Here is a 23,761-nt window from a genome sequence, read left to right as displayed (position 1 = left end):
ACACCGTCGAGCGGGCGTGAATAATACCTAGGGGATTTGGATTTTTGAAGTCTTGACAACTCATAAATTGGCTAAAATTTGTGCTTATTTTAAATGTGTTTAATAAATGCACATTTAGTAAGACTGCGTCTCGCTAGGGAATACTTTTATTTGATGTGTTACAGCGCGAGCGCCAGGATCTTGAATGGGGATAACGATATGGATAGGAGTGCTTGGTGGCATGAAAGTAATATCGAGAAAGTCTTTGTGTAAGTAATCTTGCGGGGCGAAGAGTCTTGCTGCAACAGGTCGACCATTTAAATCATAAAATTCAAGCGCAAGTTTTGGCATTGGTTGAGCAAAACTGCTTGTATTGGTCATGATGGCATTCACCTGTAGTGTGTTTGCAGCGGTTGGGTGACTTTGAATGCGAACGTGTTCGGTGGTAATGGCATCAACATCTTCAAAAGCAGGCAAGGTGCAACCTAAATAAGCGCAGGCAGTTTTGTATAGTCCTCTAAATTCTGGTGATCGACTGCCAGCATCGAAGTAACCTATGGCAACTTGGGTTGCTAATAAAAGTAGCGCTGCAAAGCAGCCAAGCGACCAAAGAGCGGTGTGTTTGTTTTTAGTTTTGCTTTTGGTTTTTGTATCACTGTGGTCGGTTAGGGTAGCAAGGCTGTACTCCGCTGCCAGTTGCTTCATGGACTCTTGGGAGGAGTATTCTTCTTCATCGAATGCGTCTTTGTTTGAAACATCTTGAGCAAGAGAGTGCAGGGCCTGCATATAATCAGGTTCTTCGGTTGCAAGAGAAGTCTGCTTTTCCTCTGTACTTGCTTTCGGCTGGACAGTGTTTCGGCTTGGTTCAGGCTTTATTTGTTCGCTAAAAATAGGCTCACTTGCTGGTGACTGCGCACTCATTTGTGCATCAAGTTCGGCTAGCTCTAGCTCCCATGGTGCGAGTTCTTCATTTGCCTTTTCTTGTCTTGGCGGCTCCGCTTCCGATTGAGGGGGGGAGCTTTTAAAATGGGGCTATCAAGTAACGAGGATTCTTGTTCATCGTGCAGGTCCATTTGTTCCGTAAAGCGTGCGTTTGTGTTTTTAGGTGGCGTATACGGAGCAAGGTCTTCTTCGTGGAAGAGTGTGTTTAACCATTCTGGATTAACGGAACCATCATCGCTAACCGGAGTGGCAGAGCCCAATTGGGCTGAACTTGCAGCCTTCTTGCTTGGCACATCTTGCTGTTTTAATTGGGCTTTAGGTTTTGCCTGTTGCTGCGATTTAGTAGGTTTCACAGGGTTGGGTTGCGTCGATTTATTCTGGTTCGACGATGCTGGTGATGCTGTGAAGATATGAAAGCATTGACCACAGCGGACTTTCCCTTTGGCCATATTAAGAACTTCTTGCGTAACGCGAAAAGTCGTTGAACATTTAGGGCAGCGAGTGATCATGCTTTCTGACATAAAGCGAGTACTTCCTTAAAGGGCTACAGTTTTTTAGCCACAATACGAACCCATTCTTCCTTTTCGACAACGGATTCAATTTTAAACCATGGTTTGTAAGCCTCAACAACAGTGTGCGCTTGGCTTTCTAGAATACCGGAAAGGGCAAGCATACCACCTTGTTTCACTAACTTGGAAATAGTGCCCGAAAGTTCTGCTAGAGGTCCAGCCAAGATGTTCGCAACAACAACATCTGCTTGTAGGTCGCCCTCATAAGGTGGCAGTTTTACTTCATAACGATCTGGCGTAATGTTGTTGCGTTCAGCGTTGGCCTGCGTCGCTTCAACTGCCTGAGGGTCGATATCAATCCCCACCATGTTGTTGGCGCCTAATAACAAACCGGCAATGCCTAAGATGCCAGAGCCACAGCCGTAGTCGATGATGCTTTTGTCTTGGCAGTCAATAGAGTCTAGCCACTCTAAACATAGTGCTGTTGTTGGGTGGGTGCCTGTGCCAAAGGCCAAGCCTGGATCGAGAATAAGGTTAACACCATTTTCATCGGGTACTTCACGCCAGCTCGGGCAAACCCACAAGCGTTTACCAAATTGAATCGGGTGGTAGCTGTCCATCCATTCTCGAATCCAGTCTTTGTCTTCGAGGATTTCAATCTTTAGGTCGATGTCGGTCTGGTTTAGTTGCTTTGCTTTATGCTCAACCACTGGGCGGATGTGCTCAAGATCCGCATCGGCTTCAAAAAGCCCTGTTACACGAGTGTGCTTCCAAAGCGGTGTTGTGTTGAGATCTGGTTCGTAAACTGGGTCGTCATGAACGTCTTCGAAGGTGACAACTAAAGCGCCACAGTCTAGCAAGGTATCTTCAAAAGCAGGGACGTGATCAGGTGTTGTATGAACGCGGATTTGCAACCAAGGCATGGGAGTAGGGTCCAATTGAGACTTTTGTAAGTCTGGTTAATTCTTTATATAAGGGAGGGTACTACACCTCCGGCTGGAGGTGTAGTAATTGAGCGCAATTATAGGCCCAGTTTCTTTTCCAGATAGTGGATGTTAACGCCACCAGCAATGAAGTTAGTATCTGTTACCAAGTCTTTTTGTAGTTCAACGTTTGTCTTGATACCGTCGATGAAGGTTTCATCTAGGGCTACTTCTAAACGTTTTAGCGCACCTTCACGAGTGTCCGCAAAACAAATAACTTTAGCGATCATTGAGTCATAAGTTGGTGGAACCGAGTAGCCACTGTATAGGTGAGAATCAACACGAACGCCCATGCCGCCTGGAGCGTGGAAGTAGTTTACTTTACCTGGGCTTGGCATGAAGGTTTTAGGGTCTTCTGCGTTGATACGTGCTTCAACGGCGTGACCTTTTAGCTGAACATCTTCCTGCTTGATAGAAAGAGGCAAGCCACTTGCGATACGTAGTTGCTCTTTAACGATGTCTACGCCAGTTACCATTTCGGTTACAGGGTGCTCTACCTGAACACGAGTGTTCATTTCGATGAAGTAGAAACGACCGTCTTCGTATAGGAATTCAAATGTACCTGCGCCGCGGTAGCCGATCTTAATACAGGCATCCACACATGCCTGTAAACATTGTGCTCGTGACTCAGGGTCAAGTAGTGGCGCTGGTGCTTCTTCCAGCACTTTTTGGTGTCGACGTTGCAGAGAGCAATCGCGATCGTAAAGGTGAATAGCGTTGCCTTGACCGTCAGCAAGAACCTGAACTTCAACGTGACGTGGGTTGGTTAGGAATTTTTCCATGTAAACCGTGCTGTCACCAAAGTAAGAGCCTGCTTCAGATTGCGTTACGCTGATCGATTTTAGAAGGCTACCTTCATTATGAACAACTCGCATACCACGACCACCACCACCAGCTGCCGCTTTTACGATCACTGGGTAACCGATTTCACGAGCAATGCGCATACATTCCTCTGGATCAGATGGTACTGGACCATTTGAGCCTGGAACCGTTGGTACGTTTGCTTCACGCATCGCTTTGATCGCAGAAACTTTGTCACCCATTAGGCGAATCGTTTCAGCTTTAGGGCCAATGAAAGCAAAACCAGAGCGTTCAACTTGCTCGGCAAAGTCGGCGTTTTCTGCAAGGAAACCGTAGCCTGGGTGGATCGCAGATGTATCTGTCAATTCTGCCGCACTGATCAGTGCAGGGATGTTTAGATAGCTGTCTTTAGATGGGTTTGGGCCGATACAGATCGATTCGTCTGCAAGGCGTACGTGTAGTAAGTCACGGTCAATCTTAGAGTGAACCGCAACTGTCTTAATACCGAGTTCTTTACAAGCGCGAAGAATACGCAGTGCAATTTCGCCTCGGTTAGCAATCAATACTTTATCTAGCATGATGAACCTTTGGCTGTAAATTAAACGATTGTAACAAGTGGCTGATCGAACTCTACTGGCTCACCATCAGATACTAAGATAGCGCCAATGGTACCAGCTTTGTCTGCTTCGATTTGGTTCATCATTTTCATCGCTTCAACGATACAGATGGTATCGCCAGCGTTTACCTTTTGGCCGACCTCTACAAAAGACTTCGCGCCAGGAGCTGGAGACTGGTAGAAAGTTCCAACCATTGGAGAGTTAACAGTGTGGCCTGCGATCGCTGCCTCTGCTGGTGCAGCGTCTGCTGCTGGAGCCGCCGCTGGCGCTGGAGTCGCGACTGGCGCTGGTGCTGCAAATACTTGAGGTGCTGCTACAGGAGCGCCACCACGGCTGATACGAACTGCTTCTTCACCTTCCTTGATTTCGATCTCGTAAACGTTAGATTCTTCTAATAGTTCGATAAGCTTTTTGATTTTACGAATGTCCATGTTGACTCTCTTTCTTTGTCTATGTATTCAGTCTATTTCTATTGGTTCGTCGTGCAAGCCAATAGGCGAATATGTCAGTAGAACAGAAAAGGATCTACTGACATTTGAAATTCCAATTAGCCGGAAATTATCAGTAAAAACCGCGAAATTGTCCAGTTTTGCTATGAAAAAACATAAAAAATGAATTTCAGGTTAAATTGTGATCAATTGTTAACTTTGTTGGTCCTGCTTGTTAGTAATAAGAGCTTGCAAACGTATTTCAACTTCTTCTTTTGTGGGTTCTCCGATCAAAGAAAACTTATCGATTAACTGGTTTTTAGAGTCGAAATACAGCATGGCTGGTGGGCCAAACAGATTAAAGTGTTTGAGCAATGCTTGGTTCTTATCGCTGTTGTCAGTAATGTCGACTTTCACAAAAGTAACCTGTCGCAACATCGGTAGAATATCAGGGTGCTTAAAGACCTCTTCTTCTGTTACTTTGCAGCTAATACACCAATCAGCATATAAATCGATAACCACGGGAAGAGTACTTTGCTGTTGAATCCGCTCTAACTCCGCTAATGAGCCAATTGTTTTATAATAAGGTACAGTCTTGGATGTATTGTTAGACGGATTTCCCAACACTAAGTGCTTTAAAGGAGATAAAGGCGATTGGCCGCCTGAGGCCCCGCCCAAAATCTCCATGAAACCTACCATAATGGTAATGAGTGCAATAAACCATCTGACTGGATGGGAGTGCTGTGTAAATATTCGATGTAGAAAGTAAGCTGCGACGCTAACGCTTAGGCCACCCCAAATAAAGAGATGCGTACTTTCTGGCAACCACCTGTTTGCTAACCATACAGCGAGCCCAAGAAGTGCAAACCCCATTACTTTTCGAATATCATCTAACCAAGGACCATTCTTTGGTAGCACTTTACCACCAAACGCACCCACTAATAGTAGAGGGATGCCCATGCCGATACCCATGCTAAACAAAGCTGTTGCCCCATATACAGGGTCAGAAGTGGAGCTGATATACAAGATCACTCCCGCAAGAGGTGCCGAGACGCAAGGTGATACAATTAATGTTGCTAGCACACCCGCGACAAATATACCGAGCAGTTTAGATTTTGACGCTTGCGAGCGATTTGTTAATTGGTCAACTCGGGTCTGTATTACGGTCGGTAGTCGTAATTCAAATGCTCCAAACATCGCTAAAGCTAAAGCAATAAATATCGTTGCGCTAATCAGCAAAACAACTGGGTTTTGCAAGGCTGCTTGTAAATTCATTTGCGCGCCAAACCAGCCCGCTAATGCCCCCAATGCGGCATATGTGATGGCCATGCCCAACACATATACGCTGGATAGAGCAAGACCTGTGCGTCCATTTGCTTTACCCCCAATAACAATAGCGCTAACAATCGGGACCATCGGTAGCACGCAAGGTGTTAGAGATAACATTAACCCGAGACCAAACATAACCACTAGCATTTGGGTAAATGATGAGTGGCTGATCAAAGAGGAAACTTTTTCTGCCTCGGAAGGCGCTATGTTTTGCGTAGTAGGTGTTTGCTTTTCCTGTGCTGGTACGGATAGTTCTGGAAACTCAGTAGACATTGGCACGGATTGAGGTGGGTAACAAAGTCCCCGTTCGGCACAACCTTGGTATTTAAGTATAAAAGATGCTTGATAGGGCCGAGGGTCATCGATCTCTAATGGCAGTTTTAATTGTTGATGATAGACTTCCACTTCGCCAAAGTAGGGGTCTTGCTTTATTTCCCCTTTAGGAATGCTTTTGAAGCGAATATTGGATGCGCTGTCGCTGTTTACAGACAGTTGGTGGCGGTACAGGTAATAGCCGTCAGCGATCTGCCATGTAGCCCAGACTTGTCCTGTGTCATCACTGTTTACTGATAAACTAAATGCTTGATCGACAGGTAGGAACTCAGGTTCAGATTGAAAAGGTGACCCAAAATTAAAGGCTGCGGCATAGCTGGAAAAGATGAATACTATAAATGTAGCGATTATTCGCATAATAGTGCTGGGTCCGAATTGTTGCGACAGAAGTGTTATCGTAGTTGAAGGCGATATAGACTACCAATGGATGTAAAAGTTTCCAAATAGCTAGGAGTTCTCTTGATAAAAAAAGCGCTTTTCTTACTTACTTCGTCAATGTTTTTAACTGCTTGTAGCTCAATGGGTGGGCAAAGCTGGTGGCATACCGATACGCAAGTTACATCGAATAGTCTTCAAAAAAGTGACGTAATTGAGCAAGCTGAAGAGCCGAAAGTGAGTCATAGTGCTAACACGTCTAAAACGTATAAAATGTCACAAGCACAACGTATAACACAAAGGGTTATCCAGCAAGGTAAACTGGCTCTATCTGAGCAGCGATTACTAACACCTGAGGGTGATAATGCTTATTTGTACTTTCAAATTGCTTTAGGTCGTGATCCTGGGAACTATGAAGCGACACAAGGATTGGCTGACATTGTAGACACATATATCGAGTGGGCAGAAACGGCGGCTCGGCAGGGGAAAAGATCTAGCGCAAATGGTTTTATTGCAAAAGCATTGCGAGTTAACGCTGACGATCCAGCTATTGCAGAAGCAAAACAGCGCATCGCTCAAATCAACACTAATAAGGTAGAGACCGTGCAAACGCCGGTAAGTGAAGATGTGTATACTCTACCTAAAAATTTATTTACATTAGACGAACCTGTTATTCTAGCGCATTTACAACCCATTATTGATCGTGTTGAGCAAACACAAGGGGCACTTGAAATACACTGGCCTAGTGATAAAGAAGGTCGGCTGCTATATCAAATAATCAATAGTAGAACGCCTAATTTTCGTGTTCGAGCAATGACTTATAGAAACTCGAAGCACCTGATTGAGATTAAAGTAAACTAACTATGGGAACGCATTTATGGCGAAATTCATTAGTAAAATAGCATTTTGGCGCTCATTGTCAGAGTTGCCAAAGGTTGGTCGCACGATTTCAGTGATCGTTCTGCTACTGATCGTATTGCTGACTGGGCTGGGAATGTATTGGAGTTCAGAGCCTGAGCCATTTGATGTGGTGGCGGCGGCAAAAGAGCGTGCTGAATCTCGCGGCTATTTAAATAATAGTAAGCAACTTGTGACGGGGTACACGACCACAAACACTTTGTATAGTTTGGTTGATACTTTGTTAGAGAAGCCAGGAGGCTTTTTATCAAATGACGTGATGCCACCTGGTGTATTACTAGACAATATGCCTGCATGGGAAATGGGAGTAATGGTTCAGGTTCGAGACTTGGCACGTGCTTTGCGTAAAGAATTTAGCCGTAGTCAATCCCAATCTACCGAAGATGAGAACTTGAAAATTGCGGAGCCACAGTACAACTTTGATACACGCAGTTGGGCTTTGCCATCCAGTGAAAGTGAGTATCGTCGCGGTAATTCAGAGCTTATTAAATACCTCGATCGTTTAGCTGTAAAAGAAGACAATGCGCAGTTTTACTCTCGTGCGGACAATTTAGCGGATTACTTGTCTGATATGTCTACTCGTTTAGGCAGCTTGTCCCAGCGTTTATCAGCAAGTGTGGCTAAGGTTCGAGAAAACACTGATTTGGCGGGTGACACAAGTGCGCGTCAATCAACTGAAACATCTGGCTATAAATATGTTCAGACACCATGGACCCAAATAGACGATGTATTCTATGAAGCTCGTGGTGCAAGCTGGGCTATGATTCACATTCTAAAATCTGTGGAAGTGGATTTCGTGTTCACATTGCAGGATAAGAATGCTTTAGTCAGCCTTCGTCAAATTATTCGAGAGCTAGAGTCAACCCAGCAAGCTGTATGGTCGCCAGTCATTTTGAATGGTAGCGGTTTCGGTTTCCTTGCCAATCATTCCCTTGTGATGGCGTCATATATGTCCCGTGCGAATGCACAGATCATCGACTTGATTCGACTGCTTGAGCAAGGCTAGCGTGGACCTTAATTCATTATTGGTGCGTCATGCGGATATAGATGATGCACCAATAATTCTTGCTATTTTCCTTGAGTCAGAGGCTCAGGCCGATTTCAAAGGCGGGATTACTCTTGCCAGCGTGCTGGACTGGATCGATTGCTCAACGGATAAATTCCCGTTGCTGGTTGTATGTCATGAAGGTGAGCTCATTGGGTGGTGTGCCTCAGAATCATTTTATGGTGTTCCGGCCTTGGAAGGTGTTGCTGAAATCGCCATCTATATAAAAACAGCATGGCATAGACTGGGCATCGGGGCTTGGCTACTTCGCTATTTAAATCAGTACGCTTTGGAACATCAGCTGCATACATTTGTAGCGCATGTGTTAGAGGCCAATGTCACCAGTCAACATTTCTTTTTGCAGCAGGGTTATGAGCAGTGGGGATGTTTACCCAGTGTTGCACGTAGCGGTGGTGTAAAAGGCGACCTGATTTTGTTGGGTCGCCATATTGGGTTGTGATACTGACTAAATCGGCTCGAATACTGACCCAGAACTTGGAACAAACAACGTTTTATACATGCGGCTGGCGTAATCGTCACTCATTGACGCCATATAGTCGCAAATGATTCTATGGCCATCGGCTCCTTGTTCATGGCACTGTCGCCATTCCTTTGCAAGCTCTTTAGGTAGTAATCTGGCGGGGTCCGCTGCCAACGCTTCAAACATTTCTAAGAGCATTTGCTGACCTTTATAAACCAGAATTTGCACCTCGGGGCGCATGATGATGTGCTGCATTTCAAAGTCTTTTAAAATGTTAAGTGCAGTGCGCTCAGCTTCCGGAAGTGTGGCTTGGAAGCGGAGCAAAGGATGCTCAAATGATTGTATTTCTTGGACGTAACAGGTGGTAATAAACCAGCTTACCAAGTCGCCAATCGCTTTCTTGCGTAAGTGACTTTGCTTGCTAAACAGTTGCTCCTCAAGGCGGGACAAGTTGTCCTTTAGAAAAGCACTGTTGATTTCATCCAATTTAGGGCGCAGGTGTTGTTGCCACATGTCTCTGGTCACCATACCCAACACAATGGCATCTTCTAAATCATGCACGCCATAAGCAATGTCATCAGCTAGATCCATGATCGAAGTATCAAAGCTGCAGTGAGCGGTTCGTCCATGTTGACTGCTTTCGTGCCAAGTAACTTGGCTGAGTTGTTCTCGATCCCACTGGCTGAAAGGAGAGAGAATCCATTCAAGTAATTCTTTTTCTTCAGCATAAATACATTTTGGCGGATGCCAGTTTTTCGCTTTGAACTCTCTTAAACTATCCGGTTTTGGTGGGTACTTTCCCACCACTGTATCGTGTAGTGCTGGATATTTAAGTACGCCTAGCATAGTTCTTCGAGAAACATCCATGCCGAAATGTTCTGAGTATGATCCTCTTTTACCTAATATACGTAGCGACTGTCCGTTTCCCTCAAAACCGCCGTGATCAATCATCATGTAGTTCAGAGCGACTTCACCTCCATGTCCGAATGGTGGGTGACCGATATCGTGGCTTAAGCAGATTGTTTCGATCAGGGAATCACTGGCAAGCCATGGCTGAAAAGCGGCTTCTTGATCATTGGAAGCATGTAGATGGTAGACAATACCGCCCCCAATCTGAGCAACCTCTAATGAATGGGTCAGTCGTGTCCGACTGTAATCGTTCTGGCGTATGGCCAGAATTTGAGTTTTTGATTGTAGGCGTCGAAAAGCCGCGCTGTGAATGATTCGAGCACGGTCACGCTGATAGACATTGCGATGATCATTGCTTTTATCAAGTCGTGGACCAGAGCGTCTCTCCATCCACTCGGTGAGATCGTATTTGTCGTTCATCATGCTTTACTGCTGTCAAAAGGCGGTAATCTCAGTCTTTCATTAAAATACGATGTAGGTCAATGCCTGACAGCTGAGTAGGGGGCATAATGAGCGTAATCATAAGGAAACATTATGCTTAATACTCAACATCTTATTACATTTAGAACGCTGGTCGAAACAGGAAGTTTCACGCAGACGGCTCGTAAGCTGGGGTTGACTCAGCCTGCGGTCAGTCAGCATATTCAAAAACTTGAGAAAGGATTGGGTGAGCCTTTGTTGATTCGCCACGGTCGTTCGACGGAGTTAACAGAGGCTGGGGAAGTGCTGTTCCAACATGTTCAAGACTTAGGTAGTTGCTATGAACGTTTTGTTGAGCAGTGGCAGAGTTATGTCACTCACAAGGATGATCGTGCAGGGGCAAGGCAAAGCGCCTAAAGTGATTTAGGCGCTCAAAAAGAGTTAGGCTTGCTTAGTTGGTATTAGGTTACCGATATGTAAGCCACATTCTTTATGTTCTGACTCTTCCCACCACCAGCGCCCTTCGCGCTCATGCTGATTAGGCAGAACTGGGCGTGTGCAAGGTTCGCAGCCAATGCTGGTGAAGCCCTTTTGGTGTAGCTCATTAAATGGAACTTCGAACACTTTGATGTAGTTCCACACATCTTCTGAAGACCAGTTTGCAAGTGGATTGAATTTATACAATGGTTGGTCTTCGCTGCTGAAAGCGCTGTCTAATTCGGCGAAATCAAGCTGATTACGTGTGCCATGGCTTTGGTCTTTGCGTTGGCCGGTAATCCAAGCATCTAACGTAGCCAGCTTTTTACGTAGAGGCGCTACTTTACGAACGCCACAACATTCCTTGTGACCATCTTCATAAAAGCTGAAGAGACCTTTTTCTTTGGTAAAGGCTTCAAGCTTTTCAGAGTCCGGTGACATGATATCAATCGTAATGTTGTAATGCTTACGAACCGTTTCAATAAACTTGTAAGTTTCTGGATGAAGGCGGCCAGTATCCAAAGAAAAAACACTGACGTCTTTTTTGGCTTTTACAGCCATATCAATCAGAACAACATCTTCTGCACCGCTGAATGAGATCGCAATGTTATCGAACTCTTTAAGCGCGCTGTGAATAATTTTTTGTGCTTCATCTGCTTTATGGCGAGCAACAAAGGCGTCTAGGTCAAAGTTGGACATTGTTTCCTACCCTAGTTGAAATCAAATTTGGCTGTACCATAGCAATTAACTAGCGGGATATAAAATACAAATGACGCCTAACCTTATATGTATCAGCACTATCTGTGAGAATGATTTTCAATCGCTTGGTAGAGCCCATAAATGATGCCAGCAGTGACTCCCCAGATCCTTAGATCACCGTAAAGAATCTCGAAATAGCCTCGTTTTACATTACCAATTTCGCGCTCTACGTAGCGAAAGTTCCTCGGGTCAAGTAAGTGATGCAAGGGGACCCAATGAGCCTGTTCCACTTCCTCTTCACACAGGCTAAGTTCACTCATTCTTGTCATCTCTGCGACAACGGGTTTGATGCAAAAGCCTGAGACCGAGCAGTACTCGCCCAATTCTCCTAATAGGTCGAAACAGTCGGGGGAAAGCCCGACTTCTTCTAATGTCTCGCGCAAGGCGGTGTACTGGATGCTGGCATCTTCTGGGTCGTGCTTTCCTCCTGGAAAGGCGATCTGACCTGGATGATTTCGCATATTTAATGAGCGCTGTGTCAGTAAAACCTTCAGCTCGTTGCTTTCGGGGCAATTATAAATAGGAATTAAGACTGCAGCCGCTCGATATTCATGGCGGTAGGCCTGTGGCGCTATGTGTTGATCAGGATTGTAGATGTGGTTGGATGTCTCGATATCTAACGCGGCACGAATGTCATCAATCGTGGGCGTTAATGGGTGGGATTCTAAAAAGTGAGATACATCCAACATAGCGATTACCTTAAGAACTCCTTCTCTAAAGTATGGGTTAAACGACCTATTTTGGTAAAGGTTTCTTGGTATTCTTCTTCACAGATTGAGTCTGCGACCAAGCCTCCTCCTGCCCAGCAATGGATCTTTTGACCATCCGCCACGAGTGTGCGAATGGTGATACTTGAGTCCATTTGACCATTACAACCAAAGTAAATCATTGATCCACAGTAAACACTGCGTTCATGAGGCTCAAGCTCATCGATGATTTCCATCGCTCGCACTTTGGGAGCTCCGGTAATAGAGCCGCCAGGGAAGCCTTCTTGAAATACGGTTAACGCATCGGCTTTTTTAGCGACTCTGCCTTCAACGGTTGAAACCATGTGGTGCACATTGGCATAGCTCTCAAGGCCAAACAAAATAGGAACCTTTACACTGCCAGTGACGCAGTTTTTACCTAGATCATTACGTAGCAAATCGACAATCATTAAGTTCTCAGCGCGGTCTTTTTCAGAAGCAAGCAATTCTTCTGCCAATGCCGCATCTTGTTTGGCATTTTCTCCACGAGCGCGAGTACCTTTTATCGGTTTGGATTCTACTCTGCCTTGATCACACAAAATGAACCGTTCTGGAGAGTGAGATAAAACGGCGCGTCCATCTGGTAATTTGAAATAAGCAGAAAAAGGAGTGGGGCAGACAGCTTTCAACGCTAGGTACGCAGACCAAGTATCCCCCTCATAAGAGGCTGAGAAGCGTTGCGTTAAGTTGACTTGGTAGCAGTCACCAGCTTTTATGTAGTTTTTTACTTTTTCAAACCGCTCTGCATAGCCCTGTGCACTCATATTCGCTTCAAATGCACTGTGCAACGAAAATGGTACCGTCTTATCTGATGTTAGCTTTGTCAGTCGGTCGAGCAATGTCTGCTTGTCGAATTGACACCAAGGTGTCATGACTAAAGACGTGGTTTTGGCTTGATGGTCTGAGATGAGAGCCCAACCATATAATCCCACTAGAAGCGTAGGGAGGTTAACGTCTTCGATGACGCTTTCAGGTAATTGTTCAACATATCTTCCAGCTTCATAACCATAGTAGCCTAGCAAACCGCCATTAAATGGCAGAGTGACATCGTCGCTCCAAGGTTGATTGGTAATCTCTTCAACCATTAAGCGCAGAGTATCCATCGGATTCTCTTGGTTGCTTAGTTCAAATGGTGCTGGAGTATGCCACATTAGCTCAGACGATGTTCCTTGGGCGGTGAGCGTCGCAATGGGTGCGGCGCTCAGGATATCCCAACGCGTGTCTGAGAATGAGTCATGGTTGCTATCTAGTAGAATCGGGTAATCGAGGTCTTGCACAGCTGGGTACAGTCGTGCAAGAGAGCTTTCATAAGGCAAACGAATAAGTTTGACTTCTGACATAATATAAAACCACGTAAATTAAAGCGTTAGAAACGTATGATACCCAAAAAGTGGGAGCAAATAGGAAGAATTAAAGTGGTGGAGACAAAATTTTTACACTGTGGTGAGAGTATTCTTGCATACAGACTAATCGAAAATCCCAATAGTCACAGTGATGGGTGTTGTTTGCTACTCCACGGAGCAGGGGTGGCAGGAGAGCTAACTTATGGACCTATGTTAGAGCATTTATCTTATTGGCGTTGGTTATTGATCCCAGACTTAACCGGAATGGGGCAAAGCTACCATTACACGAAACAAGAAACACCGGTCACAATTGACTCTCTAACGAGAGAGATACAATGTTTGATCGAGAATGTATCTTGGCAGCAGTTTGACATCATTGGCTATTCTCTAGGGGGCTTGATAGCACTGAATCTAAATGCATGGTTGGTGCAAGAAAATGGCGTAGCGCATCGTATGATGTTAATGGAGCCAGCTTCTTTGGATAGAGCTTGTGTTAAGACACTTGCAGACGTGCGTCAGCGTTACAGATTGGCTTCTCAAACCATTCGAGAAACAGGAGACGTGGAACTCGGTGTGGCGCATTTTATGGATGGTGTTTCGCCGAATCGCCGCAAGCATCCGGTTGCCGAAGCAACGACGCAAAGCCGCTTGGCCCACCGTCCGATTGGCTTTAGTTATGCCTTAGATGCCGTGACGGATTGGGTAGAAGCGATGACGAAAGCCCCAAATAAGCGTGATGTATTGATTGATCATACGGATCAAGTTTTACTGTTCTCTGGGGCTTTAAGTCATACCCTATTGATTGAGCACTATGATGAGGTAGCTCAAGCGCGCGACGACTGGCAACACATTACGCTAACTGGTTGTGATCACTCTCTTCCATTCCAAAAACCAAGACAAATCGCAAAATACATTAATCAATGGCTAATAAAATAGTGTCTTTTTGCTTAAGTTTTAAACAGCTTGGCCGTTAACTTCCCTATAGTTTAATTAAATTATGGGGAAGGAGTATGTCTGATCCACTAAAAGGCTTGGGGAATTTAGTGTCCAATTATGCGACACAGCAGCGCAATCAAAGTACGTCTGCCGATTCTTCTGTCTCTCAAAAAAGTTGGGGCGCTGATGGATATAGCCCATCTTCTTCCTCGTATCGGGCCATGGGTCTAATTCAGCAGTCGGTGACGGCACGATTTAGCGCATCGATTGAAGGTAATACTAGCTCAACTGCAGAGCAAGCTAATACGCAAGAGTCCAAAAACGATTTCTCTCCTGAACGTGTGGCTCAGCGAATTCTCTCTCATGTCGGAAATTACATGGAGAAACTGCAACAAGATGGCGCAAGTGATGATCGTCTGAGTACAGTGTTTGCCAGTGCTAAAGAGGCTGTACAACAGGGCATGGATGATGCCAAAGAAAAATTGGAAGCATTAGGCTGGTTAGCCAATGGCGGTGTGCAACAAGGGATTGATCAAACACAGTCTTTGCTCGACGAAGGGTTTGATTCTTTAGAGTCCGTTTTGTTTGATACGAATGAGCAGGTGACTTCTGCTCTTGAAGCGAGCTCAAGTCAGAGCTACCGTCGCGAAGACTTCTCGACAATGGAGGTCACGACTCAAGAGGGAGATGTCGTTAGCATCAATTTGTATGCCTTAAACCGCTCTGAAGCGAGTGACTCATTAAGTGTTTCAGATGATGGCATGGCGTATTCTCGCTATCAAAGTACTTCCCAAACTTTTGCCTTTGATTTCAGTGTAGAAGGTGATTTGAATGATGATGAGTTGGCTGCCATTCAAGGAATGATGCAATCAGCAGGGGAAGTGTCTGATTTATTCTTTAGTGGCGATGTGTCCGGTGCACTGCAAAAAGGCTTCGATATGGGGTTTGATGCGTCGCAGTTAGCGAATTTCTCAATGACATTGCAAACGACACAAACGATGAAGACAAGTCAGGCTGTTTCAGCGTACTCCCAGAATAATGGCATGCGTTCGATTCAAGAGCCGTTGACAGAATATCGACAAGCTTTGGAAGACACTATGCTAAAAGCTTCTGAATTGTTTGACGACTTTAGAAGCGTTGTAGAAAGTACTATGTCAGATATTTTAGCCATGCGAGAACAGCAAGAGCAAACAATGACTGATATGAAACAAATATTTGATTACCAGCAGGAAATGATTGACCGAATTGCGCAGTGGATTCAGCCAGAAGACGCTATAATTCAGAACGATTTTTTAACTGGTGATCTAGAAGCTTCAGAGTAAGTCAAATTGCGCCACATAAACTAAGCCTTTAGCATGGATGCTAGAGGTTATTGGCAAAAGGAGAGTGCCATGCTGTCTCGTAAGTACGGATTCACGATCGTCGAGCTGTTAGTAGTGATTGCTATCTTGTCAGTTTGCTCGGCGGCTTTGTATTCCTCAAGCTTAATTTCATTTTTTCAGCGCTGGAAAGCATTGAACTCATTTAACCGAGATGTTCATTCGGTTCTATCCCTAATTACCAAAGCAAGAGTTGCTGCAGTTGAGTTTCAACGCCCTGTTTATTTGTGTGGTGGAGAGCTTTGTAATGGCGACTGGAACCATTCCATTATATTACGTTTAAGTGATTCTTCTAAACCACTTGCCAGTCTAATTTTATCCGCTGATAGCTCCATGGAATGGCGCGGATTCCCTGTTTCTAGGCAATACATTGAATTCCTTTCCAATGGGTTATCTAGTTATCAAAATGGCTCGTTTTATTTGTGCTACGAGGGATTAATTGCGCGCAGGATATTAATGAATCAAAGCGGGCGAGCTTATTTGGATCCTCAGGAGTATTCATTCGAGGTATGCCAATGAAAATCAATCTTTGCCGAGGCTGGTTAATGATTGAAGTGATTTTTGCGCTGGCCTGCGTAGCATTTATTTTAACCATATCGCAGGAAAACCAAATTTCACTTGATCAACAGTTGCTCGAAATTAGACGTGATACTTTTCAGCAAAAGCAAATAGCATTTAAAAGTGCTATTCAAAATACATTTGCTGTGGATATAGCGATCAACAGTGAGGTTATTACGCCACCTTCATGTTCTTCTTGTACAGGCATTGCTTTGAAGCAGGTTCTCAACTATGAGCTGAATCAATGGTGAAACGTCGTTTTGGGGGTTATCTCTTATTAGAAGTTCTAATCGTTACGATAATTTTGGCAGGGCTGTTTACGTTATTAGTGCCTGGCATAAGGCAAGTTGAGAAGCTGTCTGAAACGCGGCGCCATGTAATAGAGCTACTGCTACTAGAGCAAAATATTTCAGATCAGCTAAAGGCCCAGCTTAATAGAGTAGGCAACTATGGCTGCTACGCTCCATTATTAAAAGTTCAGGTAGGGAAGGCGATTTCTGCTCCGCAACGAATTAAAAATTACACTTTAGATGAAGGTTCTGATTGGTTATATGCGAACGACGTCGGAGAGTGTTCTACTTACGGCGCAATTCAAAGTGGCATATTGGATATACCGGCAGTATGCAATGGAGTCAAAGTAGGTGATCGCCTATTGGCTGGAACATGCCAGAGTGTGAAGGAAGTTACTGTATTGTCGGTATCGGAGCATAAAATCACTGCACAATGGCCTGAAGCGTCGCTGGAGGGGGAAGTGCATGTATACACTCAAGAGCCTTTTTACTGGTTTATACAACCAGGCAAAGTTGGAGGGAACTCTTTTTGGAGAAGGTCTGCCATTAAAGGTAATGCACTGGAGCTGACACCGGGAGTGGAGCATGTGCGTATTTCACTGCTTTTAGATAACGATGAAGATGGCGTAGCGGATGAGGTTGCGAACCAAACTTATAACGCCCTGCATTCAAGAGTCTCTGGTTTTTTAGTGGAGTATCATTTCCGTTTATTCGAATGTACCAGTCACCTTCCAATGTTGACTTATATAAGCTTACGCGGCGATGAATGGAAATATGACAATGTATGTTCCGGAATTGGGAAGTTGATAGTAGCCAATGATGAATAGGAAAAAGATACATAATTACGGCTGGATTAGTGTTCCAGTACTTATGCTTGTTTCTATTTTGAGTTTATTGTTGTTGCAGCAACAAGATTCGCTGAATGACTTCAAACATTGGCAATTAGTCTATCGCATACAAGAAAGAGAAACTGCCTGGAAAGAGGTACACCATTTACTAAGATCGATACCAGCTACTGAAGCCGATAACGAGAGCTGCTTAGGTTTTTGTAGCCCTTCAAGCTTTGTCTGGCTCCATAAAAATTTTGACGGGGAAGCAATATGGCTACAGCGCAAGCGCATATCGTCATTATCAGTAGAGCGCTGGTGCGCATCCTTTGATAAAACACACATCAAATGTTGGTGGCATAACGATTCTGGCGCAAAAAGAGAGATGTGGCTCACACTACCTTAGTCAAAATAAAGTGTTTTCTGTTAACCTGCGAAGGTTACTTCTGCTGGTCTGAGTGCTCAATTTTGTGTTCCATACTGCAAAATGCAACTTGGTTGTGATCGTACACCGCATGACTTAATGGAACAAATGTGCCACATGTTGCGCATTTGACCATACTTTCTTCGTGATTTGCTTTGTCGGCTTTCTTGACGGACTTGGACTTCGCAACGATGGCTTTTGCAAATTGTCGATAAATCACCCAAACAATGGCAAAAACTAGAATAAAAAATAACAAACGTACAATCATGCTCTTTACCTTAACCTTGTAATTCCACGACAATAACACGAATACCATTAAATAGAGTGTCAGAGATCACAACGTAATGACCATTCGAATCGCTATGGCCCAACTAGATATGCTGGTTGGCGATATAAAAAATAACACGGAATCCGTGATTGCTCAGTCTTTGATCGCTAGAGATCAGCATAACGCAGACGTTATCGTTTTTCCTGAATTAACGCTTACCGGTTATCCGCCTGAGGACCTTTTGTTACGTCCAAGCTTAACACCGAGAATTGAAGCGGCTCTGACTCAGATTTTAGAACAAGTTCATGACATATTTGTTGTAGTAGGCTACCCACGCGAGATTGATGGAGAGCTCTTCAACTGCGGTGGTGTCTTCCATCAAGGTAAGATCCTAGGTGAGTACTGCAAACAAGAGCTGCCTAACTTCCAAGTTTTCGATGATAAGCGCTACTTCCAAGCAGGGCATACGCCTTGCATCGTTGAGATCAAAGGCGCGAAAGTTGGCCTAAGTATTTGTGAGGATATTTGGCATCCGGAGCCTATTGCACAAGCCAAAGAAGCGGGTGCTGAAATGATCTTGAACCTTAATGCATCTCCTTTCCATATTGAAAAAATGGGCGTGCGTGAGCGATTACTACACCAGCGTTCAACAGAAAACCAGTTACCTATCGTCTATGTAAACTATATGGGCGCGCAGGATGAGTTGGTCTATGAAGGCGGTTCTTTTGTGGTGAATGCACAAGGTCAAAAAGTCCGCCAAGCCCCTTGGTACGAATCAGGGCTTTATTGTGTAGATTTTACCATCGCAGAAGATCGTGTGCCTCGCGTGGAAGTGATGGCGGGAGAAATCGCACCGACCATGGATGTTGAAGCCAGTGTTTATCAAGCTATGGTAACAGGGCTTCGAGATTACATTGAGAAAAATCGCTTCAAAGGCATTGTACTTGGTTTAAGTGGTGGTATTGACTCAGCGTTGTCATTAGCCGTCGCGGTTGATGCCATTGGTGCTGATCGGGTGCAGGCGGTTATGATGCCTTATACTTACACGTCGTCGATGAGCCTGGAAGACGCAGAAGAAGAAGCCAAGCTTCTAGGTGTTGAATACAGTGTTTTGCCGATTGAACCGATGGTGACAGCTTTTATGGAGACCTTGGCTCCAGAATTTGAAGGCTATGGCCGTGATACCACAGAAGAAAACCTGCAAGCTCGAACCCGCGGTGTGACACTGATGGCAATTTCTAACAAGAAAGGTTACATGGTGCTGACAACGGGCAACAAGAGTGAAATGGCTGTTGGTTATGCGACGTTATACGGTGACATGGTTGGCGGCTATTCGGTTCTGAAAGATGTATTTAAGACCTTGGTATTCCGTCTATGCCGATACCGAAATACTTTAGGTTATGTGATTCCTGAGCGTGTGATTACACGTCCACCAAGTGCTGAATTAGCGCCTGACCAAGTCGATGAAGATTCATTGCCAAGCTATGATGTCTTAGATCAAATCCTGCATATGTACATTGAAAAAGACATGAGTGCAGAAGCAATCTTGGCGCTGGGCACCTTTGATCGTGAGACGGTTTATCGTGTATTACGTCTTGTCGACCTGAATGAATACAAACGCCGTCAATCGCCAACAGGAGTGCGAATCACTGAGCGCGGTTTCGGAAGAGATCGACGTTACCCCATCACAAATGGCTGGCACATTGGTGAATAGATATTGTTAGTCTGATACTAAAATCATGTCAAAAGGCAGCGAATTTTCGCTGCCTTTTTTATGGAGGGGGATCAAATAAGTTCGAGAGCCTTCATTGCATTGCGAATAGTTTCTTTGGTGCTTTCTTGTAACGGCATCATTGGCAGTCGTGCTTCTTCAGAACATAGGCCAAGCAGAGACATGGCGTATTTCGGGCCAGCTGGGTTTGGCTCAATAAAGAGAGAGGAATGAAGTGCAAATAATTTGTCTTGAAGTGCTGCAGCGGCAACAAAATCACCTTCGCGACAAAGTTTATGCAGTTCAACCACTAGCTTTGGAGCAATGTTAGAAGTGACGGAAATACAACCATTACCACCACCGACATTATAGGCTACAGCGGTTACGTCATCACCACTTAGGAAGCTGAAAGGCTTTTGAATCAGCGCACGTTCTCGGATAGGGCGCGTTAAATCGCCTGTAGCATCTTTTACGCCAACAACACGTTCAAGTTTTGCCAGTTCTGCCATGGTAGAGACATCGACACCAACCACTGCACGCGGTGGAATGTTGTAAATGACAATAGGTAAATCTGTATGGTTATGAACGTATTCATAATGAGCATACAGGCCGCGTTGGTTTGGTCGGTTATAGTAGCCTGCAACATGAAGTGCTGCATCCGCGCCTGCTTGAGCCGCAAAGTTTGAGTATTCTACTGCTTCGATTGGGTTATTAGAGCCTGCACCAGCAATGATTGAAACAGACTTATTGCTTTCTTCCACTGTGATTTCAACAACGCGTTTATGTTCAGCCTCACTCAACGTTGGACTTTCGCCAGTTGTACCAACAGGAACCAGCCCGTTAATGCCTGAGTCAATTTGCCAACGGACAATTCGACGTAGTGCATCTTCGTCTAGACGATTGTTGGAAAAAGGAGTGATTAGTGCAGTGATAGCGCCTTGAAACATGCTGTTACCTCATTGTTTATCGGTAGCATGCTGGCTTAGGTATTCCATCGGCAAACATGCTGCCGGGGGAATTTGTTAAATTACATTCACACGCCAGCATCGCAAGGTTTCTTTACCTTACGTTTATCGCCGTTGCGTTTAGAAGTGAATGCCATGAGTCGTGAAATCTTTTGCTAGTTAAAACAGGATCCATGTCATGCTGATGTTTTTTTACGTGAGAGTCAAGTCCGTTGCTGAAGAAATTAAGGGTAATTTCATTAGAAATTAAGGGTCAAATTCATTAGCATCATATCTCGTTATCCATGCATGTCTGATAGTACTGAATTCATTTTAGAGAGTTGTAATGCACCAGAAGATCAAGTACTTGCTTGAAAAGCATTTTCCAAATCAGTTGGAAGACCGCAAACTTCAGAATTTGGCATCTGAATTGGATCTTCTATTTAGAGATCAAGAACAAGAGATAAACTTACTGGAAAGGTCAGTTGATCTTGCCTCTGAGGCATTACAAGAGCATAACCATGTTGCGACAGAGAATTTGGAACTGTTCGAGGACACGTTTGGCTCGTCTGTCGAAGCGATGCTATTGGTCGACTTTGAAAAAGCATTGTTAAAATACAACGAGGCTCTGGCGACATTGCTAGAAATCCCCCTGCATTTTAGCGGGGCGATTAGTATGGATAACTTTCTACAGGTCTTATCGATTCAGCTAGAAAATCCAGACAACTTTCTTTCCTTCCTACGCAACAGCCATGAAAACCACGCTGCATTTGATGGGGAACTTTTACTAAAAGATGGGCGTTGGTTGCAATATCATGTGAAACCCCGTATGCGAGGGGAGACAATGATAGGTCGACTCTGGACACTATCGGATATTACTGAGCAAAAACAAGCAGAGCGCCTACTTCAAGAGTTCGAAGAAGAATTACAGAACGCTCATGAGCTCGCCAAAATGGGAGAGTGGTCATTCGATCTGGACAACCAAGAAATCCTATTCTCTGATAACTTGCTCACGCTGTTAAAACTTCCTAAAAGCTATCGAAGGTTCACGTTTGCGGACTTTTTAGAGCTGGTAAACGACGATGAGCAGCAAGTCCTAAAAAAGCAATTTAAGCACTGTCAAAAATACGGAACATCCATACAGTCTGAGCTGCATTTCGTCATAGAGGGTCAGGAGTTTTACGTCATTCTAAGGGGGCGATTTAAAGTAGGTGGTGTTCATTCTAAAGATGCTATTCAAGGCGTTTTACAGGATATCTCCGACCTAAGAACTTCGGAACACTTGGTGAAAATTTCATCACATTTTTTTCAGTCCTCTATGCAGGGTAATGTCTTAATGGGTCGTCATAAAGAAATACTGGACTTTAATGACGTTGCTTGCGGAATTTTTAAATTACGAGCCTGGGAGTTCGCTGATAGGATCAATGAGCGTCTAGCGACAGCATGGACGCATGATATGTCTATTAATGATATATGGCGCCATGTAATTGAAAGTAGCCATTGGGCTGGGGAAGTTTACTTTACTAGCCCTGAATTAGTGGATAAGACGATCTGGTTATCACTTGAAGCATTGAGAGACAGTCAGGGGAAGGTGGTTAACTTTATTGCTATTTTCAATGACATTACTGAGTCTAAGAAAGTGCAAGAGCAGTTGCATCACATGGCTTATTTTGACGCACAAACTTCTTTGCCTAACCGTTTTCAGTTTGAGCAATTTCTAACGCAAAAGCTTTCTTCTCCTTTGCTGACAACCCAGCCCATGACTCTTTTTTATTTGGATCTTGATCGGTTCAAATTTGTAAATGATTCACTCGGGCACCATGCCGGTGATCGACTGCTGTATCTTGTTGGACAGAGATTAGTGGCATCGGTTGAGAATGCTACTTTGGTTGCCAGACAGGGTGGTGACGAATTTGTGGTGTTGCTGACGGGGGCATTATCACGTCGGCAACAAGAGCAGATTGCTGAGCATCTTATTGAACAGTTATCTGCGGTATTCAATGTCTTTGAGTCCCAAGTGTATATCGGCGCAAGTGTCGGCATTGTTAACCTACCGGATGATGCTCAAGATATGGTGACCGCCATGCGTTATGCCGACATATCGTTATATGAAGCCAAAAAAGCCGGTAAAGGTTGTTTTGTGTTCTGGCAACGCTCGTTTTTGAAAGGCTCCACACCAGAGCGTGTGCAAATGGAATCAGAGTTACGCGAAGCAATCATTCAAGATCAGCTGATGCTTCATTTTCAACCGAAAGTGGAGGCGGACTCGGGTAGAGTTTATGGTCTAGAAGCCTTGGTACGCTGGAATCACCCTCGACTTGGCTTGGTGTATCCTGATCGTTTTATCGGTATTGCGGAAGAGTCCAATTTGATCTTGGAGTTAGATCGTTGGGTCGTCAATGCGGTCGCTGATCAGCTTTCGAAATGGCGTAAACGAGGGCTTCCGCTGTTAGAGGTTTCGGTGAATGTTTCCGCTGCGCATATCACCAGAAATGGTCTAGTTGATCTTTTTCAGGGGCTATTACAAAAGCACCCTTATTTAGGAGATTGCTTAGAAATAGAATTAACTGAAACGGCCATTATGGCGGATCCTGACCAAGCGACAGTGGTTTTAAATACGTTGAGACGATGCGGTGTAAAATCGTCGGTAGACGACTTTGGCTCCGGTTATACCTCCCTAGGCTATTTGAAAAAATTGAATGCCAATACATTGAAAATCGATAGAAGTTTTATCGATGGCATCACGAGTGATCATTACGATCGTGATGTGGCAAAAGCTATTATTGCGCTTGCAGCCAGTATGTCCATGGATGTTGTTGCAGAGGGGGTCGAAACGCAAGCACAATGGGAGTTGCTGCAGTCCTTTGGGTGTAAGTACTTGCAAGGGTACTATTTTGCAAAACCTCAAGCCGCTAGTGTAATTGAAAGGGCGTATTTACTACCACTTATGGCAGAGTACACGTAACACTTTGCAGTATCACCAATGCTAGAACTGGGTAGACCATATGGCATGGACTACCCAGATATTTA

The 23,761-nt window shown here is 44.6% G+C and carries 23 protein-coding genes; 11 read left to right on the top strand and 12 right to left on the bottom strand.

The window, feature by feature from the left end; all coding sequences use genetic code 11:
• Positions 1 to 114: 114 nt before the first annotated feature.
• The 6 genes from ACXAC1_RS01105 to dsbD form a co-directional block, all read right to left on the bottom strand.
• The gene (locus ACXAC1_RS01105) at positions 115 to 900 is read right to left on the bottom strand and encodes a DUF3426 domain-containing protein (RefSeq protein ID WP_475057820.1); all 786 of its coding nucleotides are present in this window, start codon (positions 898 to 900) and stop codon (positions 115 to 117) included.
• A gap of 23 nt (positions 901 to 923) precedes the next feature.
• Positions 924 to 1,442, bottom strand: a complete 519-nt coding sequence (locus ACXAC1_RS01100) for a zinc-ribbon domain-containing protein (protein WP_475057818.1) — start codon at positions 1,440 to 1,442, stop codon at positions 924 to 926.
• 23 nt (positions 1,443 to 1,465) lie between these two features.
• On the bottom strand, positions 1,466 to 2,353 hold the full coding sequence (gene prmA / locus ACXAC1_RS01095; protein WP_475057816.1) for a 50S ribosomal protein L11 methyltransferase: 888 nt from the start codon (positions 2,351 to 2,353) through the stop codon (positions 1,466 to 1,468).
• A 98-nt stretch (positions 2,354 to 2,451) separates the two neighbouring features.
• On the bottom strand, positions 2,452 to 3,792 hold the full coding sequence (gene accC, locus ACXAC1_RS01090) for an acetyl-CoA carboxylase biotin carboxylase subunit (RefSeq protein WP_475057814.1): 1,341 nt from the start codon (positions 3,790 to 3,792) through the stop codon (positions 2,452 to 2,454).
• A 20-nt stretch (positions 3,793 to 3,812) separates the two neighbouring features.
• Positions 3,813 to 4,262, bottom strand: coding sequence for an acetyl-CoA carboxylase biotin carboxyl carrier protein (accB, locus tag ACXAC1_RS01085; RefSeq protein WP_475057812.1), 450 nt, complete (start codon positions 4,260 to 4,262; stop codon positions 3,813 to 3,815).
• Positions 4,263 to 4,472: 210 nt separating this feature from the next.
• The gene (gene dsbD, locus ACXAC1_RS01080; protein ID WP_475057809.1) at positions 4,473 to 6,278 is read right to left on the bottom strand and encodes a protein-disulfide reductase DsbD; all 1,806 of its coding nucleotides are present in this window, start codon (positions 6,276 to 6,278) and stop codon (positions 4,473 to 4,475) included.
• Positions 6,279 to 6,380: 102 nt separating this feature from the next.
• On the opposite strand from dsbD, the gene ACXAC1_RS01075 reads away from it, so the two are divergent.
• From ACXAC1_RS01075 to ACXAC1_RS01065, 3 genes are read left to right on the top strand one after another with little or no spacing between them, the layout of a single operon-like run.
• Positions 6,381 to 7,157, top strand: a complete 777-nt coding sequence (locus ACXAC1_RS01075; RefSeq protein ID WP_475057807.1) for a hypothetical protein — start codon at positions 6,381 to 6,383, stop codon at positions 7,155 to 7,157.
• Positions 7,158 to 7,173: 16 nt separating this feature from the next.
• Complete coding sequence (locus ACXAC1_RS01070) at positions 7,174 to 8,220, top strand: DUF2333 family protein (protein ID WP_133560350.1); 1,047 nt, start codon at positions 7,174 to 7,176, stop codon at positions 8,218 to 8,220.
• Position 8,221: 1 nt separating this feature from the next.
• A complete protein-coding gene (locus ACXAC1_RS01065; RefSeq protein ID WP_475057805.1) occupies positions 8,222 to 8,719 on the top strand; it encodes an N-acetyltransferase family protein in 498 nt (165 codons plus the stop codon).
• A gap of 6 nt (positions 8,720 to 8,725) precedes the next feature.
• Here ACXAC1_RS01065 and ACXAC1_RS01060 read toward each other — a convergent pair whose 3' ends face one another.
• Positions 8,726 to 10,072: an anti-phage deoxyguanosine triphosphatase gene (locus tag ACXAC1_RS01060; RefSeq protein WP_475057802.1), complete on the bottom strand. Its 1,347-nt coding sequence runs from the start codon at positions 10,070 to 10,072 to the stop codon at positions 8,726 to 8,728.
• 111 nt (positions 10,073 to 10,183) lie between these two features.
• Between ACXAC1_RS01060 and ACXAC1_RS01055 the strand changes: the two genes are divergently transcribed.
• The gene (locus ACXAC1_RS01055; protein ID WP_475057800.1) at positions 10,184 to 10,486 is read left to right on the top strand and encodes a LysR family transcriptional regulator; all 303 of its coding nucleotides are present in this window, start codon (positions 10,184 to 10,186) and stop codon (positions 10,484 to 10,486) included.
• Between the two features lie 24 nt (positions 10,487 to 10,510).
• Here the strand turns inward: ACXAC1_RS01055 and ACXAC1_RS01050 are convergent, their stop codons facing one another.
• From ACXAC1_RS01050 to pabB, 3 genes are all read right to left on the bottom strand, one after another.
• Complete coding sequence (locus ACXAC1_RS01050; protein WP_475057798.1) at positions 10,511 to 11,245, bottom strand: phosphoadenylyl-sulfate reductase; 735 nt, start codon at positions 11,243 to 11,245, stop codon at positions 10,511 to 10,513.
• 98 nt (positions 11,246 to 11,343) lie between these two features.
• Entirely contained in the window at positions 11,344 to 11,994 is a 651-nt protein-coding gene (locus ACXAC1_RS01045; protein WP_133560340.1) for an NUDIX hydrolase, read from the bottom strand.
• Between the two features lie 5 nt (positions 11,995 to 11,999).
• Positions 12,000 to 13,391, bottom strand: coding sequence for an aminodeoxychorismate synthase component I (pabB, locus tag ACXAC1_RS01040; RefSeq protein WP_475057796.1), 1,392 nt, complete (start codon positions 13,389 to 13,391; stop codon positions 12,000 to 12,002).
• A 36-nt stretch (positions 13,392 to 13,427) separates the two neighbouring features.
• Between pabB and ACXAC1_RS01035 the strand changes: the two genes are divergently transcribed.
• The 5 genes from ACXAC1_RS01035 to ACXAC1_RS01015 all read left to right on the top strand — a co-directional run bounded on the left by ACXAC1_RS01035 (position 13,428) and on the right by ACXAC1_RS01015 (position 17,384).
• Positions 13,428 to 14,330 (top strand): alpha/beta fold hydrolase, encoded by a 903-nt coding sequence (locus ACXAC1_RS01035; protein WP_475057793.1) that lies wholly within the window; start codon positions 13,428 to 13,430, stop codon positions 14,328 to 14,330.
• 74 nt (positions 14,331 to 14,404) lie between these two features.
• Positions 14,405 to 15,652 carry a DUF5610 domain-containing protein gene (locus tag ACXAC1_RS01030; protein ID WP_475057791.1) on the top strand — a complete coding sequence of 416 codons (1,248 nt, stop codon included), beginning with the start codon at positions 14,405 to 14,407 and terminating at the stop codon, positions 15,650 to 15,652.
• A 69-nt stretch (positions 15,653 to 15,721) separates the two neighbouring features.
• Positions 15,722 to 16,228, top strand: a complete 507-nt coding sequence (locus ACXAC1_RS01025) for a GspH/FimT family pseudopilin (RefSeq protein ID WP_475057788.1) — start codon at positions 15,722 to 15,724, stop codon at positions 16,226 to 16,228.
• Positions 16,225 to 16,518 carry a hypothetical protein gene (locus ACXAC1_RS01020; protein ID WP_475057786.1) on the top strand — a complete coding sequence of 98 codons (294 nt, stop codon included), beginning with the start codon at positions 16,225 to 16,227 and terminating at the stop codon, positions 16,516 to 16,518. The genes ACXAC1_RS01025 and ACXAC1_RS01020 overlap by 4 nt, the downstream gene beginning before the upstream one ends.
• Positions 16,512 to 17,384: a hypothetical protein gene (locus ACXAC1_RS01015; protein ID WP_475057784.1), complete on the top strand. Its 873-nt coding sequence runs from the start codon at positions 16,512 to 16,514 to the stop codon at positions 17,382 to 17,384. The genes ACXAC1_RS01020 and ACXAC1_RS01015 overlap by 7 nt, the downstream gene beginning before the upstream one ends.
• Before the next feature lie 440 nt (positions 17,385 to 17,824).
• On the opposite strand, the gene ACXAC1_RS01010 is transcribed toward ACXAC1_RS01015, so the two are convergent.
• Positions 17,825 to 18,076, bottom strand: coding sequence for a PP0621 family protein (locus ACXAC1_RS01010; RefSeq protein ID WP_133560324.1), 252 nt, complete (start codon positions 18,074 to 18,076; stop codon positions 17,825 to 17,827).
• A 76-nt stretch (positions 18,077 to 18,152) separates the two neighbouring features.
• Here ACXAC1_RS01010 and ACXAC1_RS01005 point away from each other — a divergent pair, with 76 nt between their 5' ends.
• A complete protein-coding gene (locus ACXAC1_RS01005) occupies positions 18,153 to 19,790 on the top strand; it encodes an NAD+ synthase (RefSeq protein ID WP_475057781.1) in 1,638 nt (545 codons plus the stop codon).
• A 71-nt stretch (positions 19,791 to 19,861) separates the two neighbouring features.
• Here ACXAC1_RS01005 and dapA read toward each other — a convergent pair whose 3' ends face one another.
• Entirely contained in the window at positions 19,862 to 20,734 is an 873-nt protein-coding gene (gene dapA, locus ACXAC1_RS01000) for a 4-hydroxy-tetrahydrodipicolinate synthase (RefSeq protein ID WP_228189681.1), read from the bottom strand.
• Positions 20,735 to 21,077: 343 nt separating this feature from the next.
• Here dapA and ACXAC1_RS00995 point away from each other — a divergent pair, with 343 nt between their 5' ends.
• A complete protein-coding gene (locus tag ACXAC1_RS00995; protein ID WP_475057779.1) occupies positions 21,078 to 23,696 on the top strand; it encodes a sensor domain-containing protein in 2,619 nt (872 codons plus the stop codon).
• Positions 23,697 to 23,761: the final 65 nt, after the last annotated feature.

Source organism: Marinomonas sp. AWM4_232 (assembly GCF_056158325.1).
The sequence above is the reverse complement of the archived record's forward strand: the minus strand, read 5'-3'. Positions and strand labels throughout refer to the sequence as shown.